Raw genomic sequence first — 13,303 nt, forward strand, 5'->3', positions numbered from 1 at the left:
GCTCATGGGTATTTCAGGAATCAGTCTCTGGCAAATCCTGATAGTACTGGTGCTTGCAGTTTTACTGTTTGGCAGCGGCAAGATTCGTCGTATGGGAGAAGACCTGGGGGGAGCAATCAGTGGCTTTCGCCGCTCTTTAAAGGATAACGGAGAAGAAGGCTTCTCTGCAGAATCTCCCTCAAAATCTTCTGCTGAGGTTTCCCAAATAGGAGGGCGGCAATGACTATCAATAGAAGGCGGTTTTTGGCAAATAGTGCAAGGCTGGCAGCTTTGGGGCTTGCTGCTCCCCTTATTGGGTTTAGTCGTCTTAGCCACAGCACTGCAAGTGAACGCTTTTTCAAAATCTCTTTAGCCCAGTGGTCCCTGCATCGGCAACTGCGAAGTGGAGCTCTTAAGGTTCTGGACTTTCCAGTAAAAACACGCAAAGTTTTTGGCATTGAAGCGGTTGAGTATGTCAATCAGTTCTTTAAGGGTCAGGCAAAGGACTTGAAGTTTCTCGCTGCAATGAAGGCTAGAGCAGAAGACCATAATGTTCGCAGTCTGTTGATTATGGTTGATGGCGAAGGCGACCTAGGCGACCCCGATAAAGGCAAGAGAAAGCAGGCCATAGAGAACCATTACAAATGGGTCGAAGCGGCTAAGTACCTCAATTGTCACTCTGTGCGTGTCAATGCCGCAGGGCAGGGGAGCCGCGAAGAAGTGGGTAAGGCTGCTGTTGAGGGGCTGCGCGCGCTTTCGGAATTCGCCCAGAATTTCAATATTAACGTGATTGTTGAGAACCATGGTGGCTATTCATCGAGCGGGGAGTGGTTGTCACAGGTCCTTCAGCGTGTAGATATGTCCAACTGTGGCAGCTTGCCGGATTTTGGAAACTTCGGAGATTACGATCGCTATTTGGGGGTTCAGCAACTGATGCCGTTCGCCCAGGGTGTTAGTGCCAAAAGCTTTGAGTTCGATTCAGCGGGAATTGAAATCAATACGGATTTTGCTCGGATGTTACGGATAATTCGCGATGCGGGTTATCGAGGCTATATCGGCATTGAGTTTGAAGGGCCGGGAGATGAGGACCATGGAATCCTGGCAACTAAGCAGCTGCTTGAGCAGCTTGGCAGGAAGGTGGAGCTGTTCGCGCAACTAAATGAAAAAAATTGATAAAATTTAGTTTCGCATGTAACCGGTTACATATTTTTAATTTCTCCAGACGTAAAAATATGTACTTTAATGTCTGTTTTTTTAAGAAATCAGACTCCAACGCTAAAAATTTTAAATCTAGACTTTATAAACGCCGAAAAAATCAGAAAAATTTTCCAAAAATGTAACCGGTTACAGGAAAATATTTCTAGCTGATAGAATTTATCCGGTCAGAAGAAAAATAAATGATCATGTAGGAGAGATGTTATGGCGAGTGAAGATATCGAGAATAAAGAGTACGACGCCTTAATAGTCGGCTCTGGTGCTGGGGGCGGCATGGCTGCCTATGTGCTGGCCACAGCCGGTTTAAAGGTACTGCTGCTTGAAGCGGGACGATCCTACGACCCGGTCAAAGAAACCCCTATGTTTAACTTGCCCAAAGACGCACCCCTGCGCGGTGGTAGTACGCCAGAAAAACCGTTCGGTTTTTACGATGCGACAGTGGATGGTGGCTGGCAGGTACCCGGCGAGCCCTATACCCAGGGATCTCAAGAGAAAGGTCGACGTTTTGACTGGTGGCGAGCGCGTATGCTGGGTGGCCGCACGAACCATTGGGGGCGTATTTCCCTGCGTATGGGTGAATACGACTTTAAGCCCTACTCAAGGGATGGGCTCGGCTTTGACTGGCCCATCAGCTACCAAGACCTGGCACCCTACTACGATAAAACCGAGATGCTTATTGGTGTCTACGGCACCAATGAGGGATTGGAAAATACTCCGGACTCTTCCGACGGCGTATTATTGCCGCCCCCTAACCCCCGTGCTTATGAACTGCTAGCGAAAAAAGCTTGTGATAAGCTGGGTATCCCCGTGATCCCCTCACACTTGGCGATTCTCAGTGAGCGCCTCGACCATGAAAATATTCCGCAGAAGCTGTTCCCCGATAACAAGCTTGCCCAGGATGTAACCCGCGAATCGATGAAATCCCGCGCTGCCTGTTTTTGGGCCACACCCTGTGGTCGCGGTTGTTCCATCAAGGCAAATTTCCAGTCCACCACAGTACTACTGCCTCCTGCGTTGGCTACAGGCAACCTAGACATCATCACTGACGCGATGGTGCGCGAAGTTACCGTTGATAAGAAAGGCAAAGCCAACGGGGTTGTTTACATTGATAAAGATACCCGTCAGGAAAAGTTTGCCAGTGCCCGCGCCGTTGTCGTCGCGGCCAGTGCCGCCGAGACATCGCGTATTCTTCTCAATTCAAAAAGTACCTTATTCCCAGACGGTATCGCCAACGGCAGTGGTGTTGTAGGTAAATACCTGATGGATACTGTGGGTGCCGGAGTCGGTGGCCAAATTCCAGCCCTGGAAAATATGCCCGCCCATAACGAAGACGGCGCGTCGGCAATGCATATGTATATGCCCTGGTGGCTATATAAAGAGCAGTTGCGCGGAGACCTGAATTTTGCGCGCGGTTATCACATTGAATTCGGTGGTGGCCGCAGTATGCCTGGAGCAGGTGCCTTCGGTGGTATGGGTGACTTTACCGAAGGTGCCTATGGTAAAGATTTGAAAAAGGCCTGCCGACGCTATTACGGCTCCTTTGTTTGGTTCGATGGTCGTGGGGAAATGATCCCTAATGATGATAGTTACTGTGAAATTGACAAGAATCAAGTTGACCAGTGGGGTATCCCGGTTCTGAAATTCCACTGGAAGTGGAGCGACCAGGAGCTCAATCAGGCTGCCCACATGCACAAAACCTTCGCCGAAATTATCGAGGGTATGGGCGGCAATGTGACCACAACGGTACAGACGGATGGTGCCAAGGCCATTATCAACGGTGGTGCAATTATTCATGAAGTTGGCACCGCGCGAATGGGTTCCAACCCGAAAGACTCTGTGCTCAACCCTTACTGCCAGTCTTGGGAGGTTCCGAACCTCTTTTTAACCGACGGCGCTCCCTTTGTTTCCAATGCCGATAAAAATCCAACCCTGACCATTATGGCGCTGGCTTGGCGTACCTGTGACTACATCGTGGAACAGTTTAAAAAGAGGAACATTTGATATGAGCAAGGATAAAACAAACCTGAGCCGCCGTAATGCCCTGCGTTTGATTGCTACTACTGCGGCTGCGGTCCCAGTAATCGGTTGTTCTGAGAAAGCAGCACCAAAAGTTGAGTTGAAGGAAGATAAAGCAGCTACAAAACCAGCGGTTAAGAATCTTGACGCACCTAAACAAACTTTAGCCAGGGGTACACCAACAGATCCTGATCTGCTTAACCCCGTCGTACCATGGGAAATGCAATTAGATGCGCGTGAGTTGGCGGTACTCGCAGCACTTTGCGATGTGATTATACCTGCAGATGAAATTTCACCGAGCGCTTCTTCAGTAGGTGCACACCATTACATCAATGAATATGTCAGCGCACCTTATTCCAACAATAAGGCGGACCTTGTCACTATTCGCGGAGGGGTGGTCTGGCTAGATGGAGAGTCCAGGCGCAGGTACCAAGGCCCATTTGTTGAGCTGAATGAATCTCAAAAAAATGCAATCTGCGAGGACATCAAATGGACTCGTAACGCGAAGCCAGAATTCCAAGCCGGTGCACGTTTCTTTGCCAAGGTAAGAGTTCTTGTATCTACCGCATTCTACACCACCGAGGAAGGCATGGCGGATATTGGCTACGTAGGTAATAGGCCTATGGCCAGCTTCCCTGGCGCACCTCCTGAAGTATTAAAACGACTCGGCTTAGAAAGCTGATAACCGTGTAAGGCAACCCCCTGGGAAAGGGGTTACCTATAAAAGTAAGCCAGGGATGGATAGATCTGGAACCGGGCTTATTCCGAAAACTTGGTATGAGGGTATGCCGAGTTTAGAGGGTGCACGGAAGGCTCAAAAATTATAATAAAAGTGATGCTTAGCTATGAAAGAGAAAACCCAAAAAGAAAACCGCAGGGCGGAGTTACTTCGCACATCCGCCAGTGCACTGGTGTTATGCAGTGTCGTCGGCATGGCACAGGCGCAAAATACAGAGGAAGCCCAAAAAGAAAACTTGGCTCTTGAAGAAGTAGAGGTATTGGGCATTCGACAGAGCATGGAGAAAAACCTCGATGTAAAGCGTTTTTCCAATGCGGTGGTGGACTCAATTACCGCTGAAGATATTGGCAAGTTCCCAGATAAAAACGTAGCCGATGCCTTACAGAGGGTGCCAGGAGTCTCTATCGTACGTAGTGGTGGTGAAGGTGCGGAAGTGAGTATCCGCGGTACTGCTCCGGAGCTTACCTTTACCCAGCTGAACGGTAACTATATTGCTACTCCGGGCGATGAGCCGTCACGCTCGCTAGATTATTCCTTGTTGCCCGCAACAATGATTGCCCGTACAGATGTTTATAAGAGCCCTGAGGCAAAGCTGGATGAAGGCGGAATCGGTGGTACTGTCATTTTGCATACCCGCAAACCTCTGGACCTGGACGCGGGAGAGGGCATGCTATCGGTTGAAACAACCTACGCGGATGTCACTGAGAAGTATGAGCCACAATACACGGGTTTTTACTCATGGAAAAATGATCAGGAAACCTTTGGTGTATTAGTTGGTTATTCCAAGCAAGACCGTCAAAATCGTGTGATTAGCACCACCACAGAAAACTGGGGATGGCAAGGTGACGTTAAGCCCCATGAAGGGGTAGAAGAAAGGGGGCCCATGGTAGATATCGACGGTAATGAGTACCGGGATTTCTATGCCCCCAGAGCCGTAGTGGGTAGCGTTTTTGAAGAGGAGCGTACCCGCGAGGGAATTCAGCTCAGTGCTCAGTGGCGTCCGGTTGAACAACTTGAGCTAGGTGTCAATTATTTTCGCTTTGAGCAGGGTGGCAACTCAGAGAATTACCGTATTGTATTTCCAGAGTGGAACTATGGTGATGCAGTTGCACCCGGTAGCCTTAAATTTGACGAGGATGGCGATACCTTACTCGGTATTGGCATGTTGGACAGAGGCCAGGCCGAATTGCAGTCTCCTCAAGTCGCTGGTGACTACACGCGAGCTGAATATGTGTCAGATACCTTGGATTTTAATGCTATTTACCAAGGAGATGGATATAGCGTGCGATTGGTTGTAGGCAGCACCAGTGCGGAAGGCGGACCTTCCGAGAAATTGTTTGCCTCAGTAAACTCTCGCTATGGCACTGTGACTGACTGGAGCTGGGACCTAAGCAGTGGTACTGCAGAGATTGATACCAGTGCCGATCTGGGAGACCCCAATACTTACCCCTTATACGATTGGTTTTCTTCGCACTGGACCAGTAGTGAGGATGATGAAAACTACTACCAGCTAGATGTATCTATCGATATGGATTACGGTTGGCTGACTTCCCTTGATGTAGGACTTAAATACCGCGACCACGAAATTAACCGACGCATTACTAAACAAGCTTGGGATGATGATAACCCGCCGTGTCCGACAATTAACTGGCCGAATGAAGACGGTAAAGATGGTCTTTGCTATCCCTGGTGGCCGGACGATTCTTTCCACACCGACCCTAATGGCGTTCCGGATACGATTGATATCCTTTCCAGTGGCCCACTCGATAATATTATTGGTGGTGTAAAAGTGCCCAACTTTGCCCACCTGGAGTTTGAGAAGCTAAAAGAGTTTCTCTATGAGGCTTATGGTGATCCTACAGTAACCGTAGAACGGGACCAGGACTATCGCATCGGTGAGGAAGTTACGGCGGCCTATGTACAGCAGAATTTTGCTTCTGCCACTTTGCGCGGTAATTTTGGTGTTCGCGCGGTGCAGACCAAGCAATATGCCCGAACATATGACAATATTGACGGGGTTTTGCAAGATGAGCCCAATATTCGCGATAGCAGTAACACCGATTTTCTGCCAAGCGCCAATATCGCTTGGGATATTAACGATGATTTAGTAATGCGTGCAGCCCTCGCAAGGGTTGTTGCCCGAGTTAATTATGATGACCTCGGTGGTTCTGAATCAATACACGCCCCACTGCCAGGAGCGACTGTAAGAGATGGGTTTGCGGGGAACTCCGAATTGAAACCCTATAAAGCGGATCAGTTTGATTTGGGTCTGGAATGGTACTTCGACGATGCTTCCGCAATGGGAGTAACCCTGTTCAGGAAGGATATTGCATCATTCGTCATTAACGGCAGTTCCCTGGTAACCAGGGAAATAGATGGTGACATTTGGAATGTAAACATGTCGATGCCTGTTAATGGCACCGATGCCACCGCTCAGGGTGCCGAGCTGTTTGTGCAATATGCCTTTGATAACGGTTTTGGGGTTTTTGCCAACTACACCTATACGGACACAGAGCTGGCCAATCTTGACCTCGAAAGCGGTGAAACAATCAAAACAGAAATTGCGGGTACCTCTAAAGATCAATACAACCTATCGGTGTACTACGAGAATGACCTTTTCAGTGTGAGAGCCTCTTACAACTATCGCAGCGCCTATGCGGATGGCTATAGCAACGGCGTGAATACGTTTACTGATGAGTATGATCAGCTTGATGTAAATGCTTCTTATAGTTTGATGGAAAACCTAACTCTCACTGCCTCCATTATTAATCTCACCGAAGAGAAGGTGGATAGATATTGGGGGGAAGAAAACAGAGTCTTGGGTTCCTCCTACTCAGGTCGCCGCGCCTATATGGGGCTGACTTACAGCTTCTGATCCCGCCATAACTTCGGCGCACAGATACAGTAATGTCTCTGTGCGCTTTCCACTTGAGACAAATCATTGTGATCAGCAAAAGAAAATTCCTGAAATACTCCTTCCTGGGTACTGCTGGCGCCCTAGCAACCTCTTCAGTGGCAGCTATGGCAAGGCGTTATACGAAGAAGGGAAAAAAGCCCGTAGTCATATCAACCTGGAACCATGGGGGCCCAGCCAATGAGGCAGCTTGGCAGGTTCTCAGCGAAGGTGGCAGGGCTTTGGATGCCGTAGAGGCAGGTGCTCGGGTGCCGGAAGCTGACCCGCAGGTAACCAGTGTTGGCTATGGCGGTTTTCCCGATCGCGATGGTGTAGTGACCCTTGATGCCTGCATTATGGATGACAAACAAAATTGTAGTTCAGTGGCTTTTTTACAGGGTATCAAGCATCCCATCTCGGTTGCGCGAAAGGTGATGGAGGAAACTCCACATGTAATGTTGGTCGGCGAGGGCGCACAGCGTTTTGCAGTTGAACAGGGGTTTGACATTGAGAACCTGTTAACTCCAAAAGCTGAAGCCGCCTGGCGTGAGTGGAAGCGCGAGTCCCGTTACCAGCCGGTAATCAATATAGAAAACCACGATACTATCGGCATCTTAGCCGTGGACCAGGACGGCAACCTCTCAGGTGCCTGCACCACCAGTGGCGCGGCTTTCAAGATGCACGGGCGGGTAGGGGACTCACCGATTATCGGCGCCGGACTCTATGTCGATAATGAAGTGGGTGCGGCTACTGCCACGGGTATGGGCGAGCTAATGATCAAGACTGTCGGTTGCCATCAAGTAGTGGAGCTGATGCGTCATGGCTACACACCGGAGGAAGCCTGTCGTGAGGCGGTGGAGCGTATTGCGCGCAAGCTAGGGGACTATAAGAAGTTCCAGGTGGGTTTCCTGGCTTTAGATAAAGCCGGTAATTACGGTGCTCACTGTATTCACCCAGGCTTTAATTATGCAGTAAGAGATGCGAGCGGTGCACAATTAGTCGATTCGAAAAGTAAACTCGGCTGATTGTCTTCTAGGGGCAAGCAGCAGTTAGTTGACTTGCCCCAATAGGAAGAAAATTCGAATTTGCTCAATACACTGCTCAGTGCAAAGTTCGTGCTTGCTGCCTGTTTAGACGCAGTTCTGGGGAGAAGCGAATCATATCTAGGAGAGCATCAAAATAATGTTCGCCTAAGTCGCCAAGGTCTACAAAGCGAGGAGAAAGAAGCCAGTCTTCCAGAACACCAAAAAGGCCTCCGTGAAGCATTTGTTGGGCCAGTTTCAAATCCAGGTCAGCAGGTAATTGACCGACTGATAGTGCAATCTCCAACAATTCTCCCATTCGCTCCAGCCGCTCTGTGCGGCCTTGCTTAATACGGTGAGTGGACTCGCATACTTCACTGATTGGGTCACATGGCAGGAAGATAATCTCCAGCAAGCGCTGCCATTCATCATTACAGGCAATCTCATCGAATAGCCATATCCAGCGGGTACGCAGGGTGCCTAGAGGGTCTCTCTTCAACTCATCATCACCGGCCGCCGCGCAGAGGTCTTCACCGGGCAGGCGCATGCGCTCGGTTAGAGCGTTGAGTAGCCCAACTCTGTCGCGGAAATGGCTATGCAGGGAATCACGAGTGACTCCGGCAAGCTCTGCGACTGCCGTTAGGGAGGCGTGGGTGACGCCAGATTCGTGAAAAACACGAATCGCGGCGTCTAAGATACGCTCTCGGGTGTTAAGTATTTGCTCTTCTCTATATTTAGCCATGGGCAATGCAGCTTCTTCATTATCGTAATCGCCTCATTTGACCGCATATTCACGGCTGTTCGCCGCATGAAAACAAATGAGACTTTAGTGCAAACCCTTGAAAACACTGGGTAAAAGTGCATGTTAGTCGATATTCATGCGCTGATGAATAGTTGATCGGATTTCATCACTACACATAAAATGCGTGGCCACTGGAGTTAGACCTTCCTGTCACCATCTCTTTTTCTCCCGAACTGACCGCAGTATCCAGGCCGTCAGCCCTGATCGAGGTAACCATGCTCAATAAAAAAGCGTTTATCAGTCTTTTGATCACTAGTGCATTGCTTGCCGCTTGTGATGAAAGAACCGCTGCGCCACCGATGCCGGCGCCACAGGTGACTGTGGTTACGCTGGAATCCGAGCCGGTTACGCTTACCAGAGAGCTACCTGGTCGCACTTCACCTTTCAAGGTGGCGGAAGTTCGTCCACAGGTAAATGGCATCATAAAACAGCAATTGTTCCGTGAAGGTGGGCGTGTCGATGCAAATCAGCCACTTTATCAGCTGGATGACGCCATTTACCAAGCGGATGTGGATAGTGCGCGCGCCAAATTACAGGGGGCAAATGCGGCCATGAATATCGCCCGTCTTAAGGCCGAGCGCACCGCAGGCCTTGTTAGGAGTGGCGCTGTCAGCAAGCAGGAGAATGATGTCGCGGAGGCAGACTTGCAGGAAGCCCGCGCCTCTGTTGCAGCTGCCAGGGCGGAGTTACACCGAGCTGAGATCCAGCTGGACTACGCCCAGATTACCTCACCGATTACTGGCCGTATTGGTAAATCCAGTGTCACTCAGGGTGCCTTGGTAGCGGCCAATCAGGCCGCAACTTTGGCCACTGTGCAACAATTGGACCCCATCTATGTGGATGTTACCCAGTCTGCCGCAGAGCTGGTCAGCCTGCGTCGGGCTCTTCAGGCGGGTAAATTGGCAGATGCCACAAACCTGCCAGTTAAGATTTTGCTGGAAGATGGCAGTGAGTTTGAACATCAAGGCAAGCTCGAGTTTGCCGAAGCCAGTGTCGATCCCTCTACCGGAAGTGTGTTGCTGCGAGTCGTTGTCCCCAATCCAGACAATATGCTACTGCCAGGCATGTACGTGCGCGCGATAGTGGGTAGCGGTGTACGGGAAAATGCCATTCTGGTGCCTCAACAAGGTATTGCAAGGGACCCGAAAGGCAACACTTCGGCAATGGTGGTCAATGAAGAGAATATTGTTGCCCAACGTTCCGTGCGGGTCAGTCGCACAGTTGGTAACCACTGGCTGGTAGAAGAGGGACTGGAGCCCGGTGACCGTGTCGTAGTGGCTGGATTACAGAAAATTCGCCCCGGCGCGCCGGTGCAGCCTAGTGAACGTGAGGATAAACAGGTACCTGCAGCAGCTGGTGACGGCAACGCTGCTGCTGAGCAGGGTTCCTGAGGGTAGGGGTTATGGCGAGCTTTTTTATCAACCGGCCCATCTTTGCCTGGGTTCTGGCAATTATCACCATGCTGGCAGGTGCATTGTCCATCAGCAAGTTGGCGGTGGAGCGCTATCCGAATATCGCACCACCCTCTATTAATATTGAGGCCAGTTACCCCGGCGCCTCCGCCAAAGTGGTGGAAGATTCGGTGACGCAGATTCTGGAGCGGAATATGAAAGGGCTCGATGGCCTTCTCTATATGTCTGCTGTCAGTCAATCTAACGGTGGTGTGTCTGTCTCCCTTACGTTTGAGAATGGTACCGACCCGGATACCGCACAGGTGCAAGTCCAAAACAAGGTGCAGCTGGCAATGCCGCTGTTGCCCCAAGAGGTGCAGTTACAAGGGGTCAATGTCAGTAAGTCCCGTGGCGGCTTCTTGATGGTTGCAGGTTTTGTCTCCGAAGACGGCAGTATGAACCGCAACGACATTGCTGATTACATCAACTCAGCGATTGTGGACCCGGTTAGCCGGGTGCCAGGTGTCGGTAATGTGCAGGTGTTCGGCTCCAAATATGCAATGCGTATCTGGCTCGATCCCAACAAGCTGACTACTTACGATTTGACACCGAATGATGTAGCCGCGGCGGTACGGGCCCAGAATGCCCAGGTCACAGTGGGCAGCCTTGGTGGCGCACCGGCGGTGCCAGGGCAGCAACTCAATGCCTCTATTACCTCCCAGGAGCGCCTGCAAACCCCGCAACAGTTCCGGGAAATCGTGGTACGAGCCAATGATGATGGCTCCATACTGCGGCTTGGCGATGTCGCCCGCGTTGAGTTGGGGGCAGAGAGTTATGAATTTATCTCCCGCTACAATCGCCAGCCGGCTACCGGTATCGCCATTAACCTTGCCACCGGTGCCAACGCACTGGACACCGCCGAAGGCGTGAAAGCGAAGCTCAAAGAACTGGAGCCTTTCTTCCCTCGGGGGCTTACCTCTGTCGTACCATTTGATACCACGCCCTTTGTCGAGGTCTCCATTAAAGGCGTGATCAGCACATTGATTGAAGCAATTGTGCTGGTCTTCCTGGTGATGTATCTGTTCCTGCAGAATTTCCGTGCAACCCTGATCCCTACAATCGCAGTACCGGTGGTGCTGTTGGGTACCTTTGCCGTACTCGCAGCACTGGGCTTCTCGGTCAATATGCTCACCATGTTCGCTATGGTATTGGCCATCGGCTTGCTAGTGGATGACGCTATTGTGGTGGTGGAAAACGTAGAACGGGTGATGCGCGAAGAGGGCTTATCGCCGAAGGAAGCCACTAAAAAATCCATGCACCAGATTACCCCGGCATTGATCGGAATCGGTGTCGTGCTGTCGGCAGTGTTTGTGCCAATGGCATTTATGGATGGCGCCACTGGCGTAATTTACCGGCAGTTCTCAGCAACCATTGTTGCTGCCATGGCCTTGTCCGTATTAGTGGCAATTATCCTGACCCCCGCACTATGTGCCACCTTGCTGAAACCACTTTCAAAAGGGGAAAGTCACGGTGAGAAAGGCTTCTTCGGTTGGTTCAATCGCAATTTTGAGCGCGGCAGTCAGCGCTACCAGGGCGGAGTGCAGGGCATCCTAAAACGTAGCGGCCGCTTTATGCTGTTGTTTGTGATCCTTTCCGCTGTGATGGCCTTCTTATTCCTGCGTTTACCCAGCTCCTTCCTGCCCGATGAAGACCAGGGCGTGCTCTTCTCTATGGTGCAGGCACCCGTGGGCGCGACCCAGGAACGCACCATGGAATCTATCCGCAAAGTAGAAGACCAATTCCTGGATAACGAGCAGGGCACCGTGAAGTCAGTATTTTCGGTGCAGGGCTTTAGCTTTGCCGGTAGCGGCCAGAATACCGGTATCGCCTTTGTGAATATGGAAGATTGGTCTGAGCGGGAAGAAGAGTCGCAAAGTACTGGAGCAGTCGCCATGCGTGCTATGGGCGCGCTGATGCAAATTAAAGATGCCATGGCTTTTGCCTTTGCACCGCCGCCTCTGCCAGAGTTGGGTTCTTCTGGTGGCTTTAACTTTTACTTAAAAGATAACGGCAACCTGGGGCACGAAGCGTTGACCGCTGCCCGTAACCAATTCTTGGGAATGGCCGGGCAGAGTAAATTACTCTCTAACGTACGCCCCAATGGCCAGGAGGACACGCCGCAGTTTCGAGTGAAAATCGACAACGCCAAAGCTGCGGCCCTCGGCTTGTCTATTGCCGATATTAACAGCGCGCTGAGTACCGCTTGGGGTGGCTCCTATATCGATGATTTTATCGATCGCGGTCGGGTTAAGCGGGTTTATATGCAGGCGGATGCGCCATATCGCATGGTGCCGGAAGACTTCCAACTTTGGTCTGTGCGCAATGATAAAGGCGATATGGTGCCTCTATCTTCCTTCGCCAGTTTTTCCTGGGAGTATGGATCTCCCCGCTTGGAACGCTATAACGGTGTGCCCTCCATGCAGATCAATGGTCAAGCTGCAGCGGGGGTCAGTTCTGGCGAGGCCATGGCAGAAGTGGAGAGCTTGGTAGCGCAATTGCCGGCGGGGGTTGGCATTGAATGGAGCGGCCTTTCTTATCAGGAGCGCGCCGCTGGTGCACAAACACCACTGCTCTATACCTTGTCATTACTGATTGTATTCTTGTGCCTCGCGGCTCTTTATGAGAGCTGGACAGTACCGACCGCCGTATTGTTGATGGCACCGCTCGGTATTCTCGGTGCCGTGCTTGCCAACAGTTTGCGCGGCATGGAGAGGGATATCTATTTCCAGGTGGCTATGCTGACCACTGTCGGCTTGACCAGTAAGAACGCTATTCTGATTGTGGAGTTTGCCAAGCAAAACTTAGAGGATGGTATGGAGCTGGTGCAGGCTACTATGCGCGCAGTCCGTGATCGGCTGCGCCCAATCCTTATGACCTCCTTGGCTTTCGGTTTGGGAGTTCTTCCTCTGGCGATAGCCACCGGTGCAGGTTCCGGCGCACAACGGGCAATTGGAACCGGGGTACTGGGCGGAATGGTTGTGGGCACTCTGCTTGGAATCTTCTTTATACCACTGTTCTTTGTAGTGGTGCAGAGACTGTTTGGGCGTAAAGCTAGCAGTACTGATACTGGGCAGGATCAAGTTCTTGCCAATAAAAAGACAGAAGCTGCGGAAGCTTTGTAAGTCTCAAGCCTGAGAAAAGCCAGGCCGCACTTTCCGGCCTGGCTTTTTTGTATTCGCTCTTTGA

Annotated in this window: 9 protein-coding genes; 8 read left to right on the top strand and 1 reads right to left on the bottom strand. The window is 51.0% G+C overall.

Annotation, left to right across the window (positions count from 1 at the left end):
* The first annotated feature begins 4 nt into the window (after positions 1-4).
* The 6 genes from tatA (at position 5) to MJO52_RS10455 (ending at position 7,867) form a co-directional block, all read left to right on the top strand.
* A complete protein-coding gene (gene tatA, locus MJO52_RS10430) occupies positions 5-223 on the top strand; it encodes a twin-arginine translocase TatA/TatE family subunit (protein WP_252085877.1) in 219 nt (72 codons plus the stop codon).
* Positions 220-1,152 carry a sugar phosphate isomerase/epimerase family protein gene (locus tag MJO52_RS10435; RefSeq protein WP_252085878.1) on the top strand — a complete coding sequence of 311 codons (933 nt, stop codon included), beginning with the start codon at positions 220-222 and terminating at the stop codon, positions 1,150-1,152. Before tatA ends, MJO52_RS10435 begins: the two co-directional genes overlap by 4 nt.
* A gap of 246 nt (positions 1,153-1,398) precedes the next feature.
* Entirely contained in the window at positions 1,399-3,195 is a 1,797-nt protein-coding gene (locus tag MJO52_RS10440; protein WP_252085879.1) for a GMC oxidoreductase, read from the top strand.
* Position 3,196: 1 nt separating this feature from the next.
* Positions 3,197-3,892 (top strand): gluconate 2-dehydrogenase subunit 3 family protein, encoded by a 696-nt coding sequence (locus MJO52_RS10445; RefSeq protein WP_252085880.1) that lies wholly within the window; start codon positions 3,197-3,199, stop codon positions 3,890-3,892.
* A gap of 163 nt (positions 3,893-4,055) precedes the next feature.
* Positions 4,056-6,824: a TonB-dependent receptor gene (locus MJO52_RS10450; protein WP_252085881.1), complete on the top strand. Its 2,769-nt coding sequence runs from the start codon at positions 4,056-4,058 to the stop codon at positions 6,822-6,824.
* A gap of 32 nt (positions 6,825-6,856) precedes the next feature.
* A complete protein-coding gene (locus tag MJO52_RS10455) occupies positions 6,857-7,867 on the top strand; it encodes an isoaspartyl peptidase/L-asparaginase family protein (RefSeq protein ID WP_252085882.1) in 1,011 nt (336 codons plus the stop codon).
* 76 nt (positions 7,868-7,943) lie between these two features.
* Here MJO52_RS10455 and MJO52_RS10460 read toward each other — a convergent pair whose 3' ends face one another.
* Positions 7,944-8,606 carry a TetR family transcriptional regulator gene (locus MJO52_RS10460; RefSeq protein WP_252085883.1) on the bottom strand — a complete coding sequence of 221 codons (663 nt, stop codon included), beginning with the start codon at positions 8,604-8,606 and terminating at the stop codon, positions 7,944-7,946.
* Between the two features lie 275 nt (positions 8,607-8,881).
* On the opposite strand from MJO52_RS10460, the gene MJO52_RS10465 reads away from it, so the two are divergent.
* Both MJO52_RS10465 and MJO52_RS10470 read left to right on the top strand, forming a co-directional pair.
* A complete protein-coding gene (locus MJO52_RS10465; protein WP_252085884.1) occupies positions 8,882-10,057 on the top strand; it encodes an efflux RND transporter periplasmic adaptor subunit in 1,176 nt (391 codons plus the stop codon).
* An 11-nt stretch (positions 10,058-10,068) separates the two neighbouring features.
* Positions 10,069-13,239: an efflux RND transporter permease subunit gene (locus MJO52_RS10470; RefSeq protein ID WP_252085885.1), complete on the top strand. Its 3,171-nt coding sequence runs from the start codon at positions 10,069-10,071 to the stop codon at positions 13,237-13,239.
* The last annotated feature ends 64 nt before the right edge of the window (positions 13,240-13,303 follow it).

The organism is Microbulbifer variabilis (genome assembly GCF_023716485.1).
Lineage (GTDB): Bacteria > Pseudomonadota > Gammaproteobacteria > Pseudomonadales > Cellvibrionaceae > Microbulbifer > Microbulbifer variabilis_B.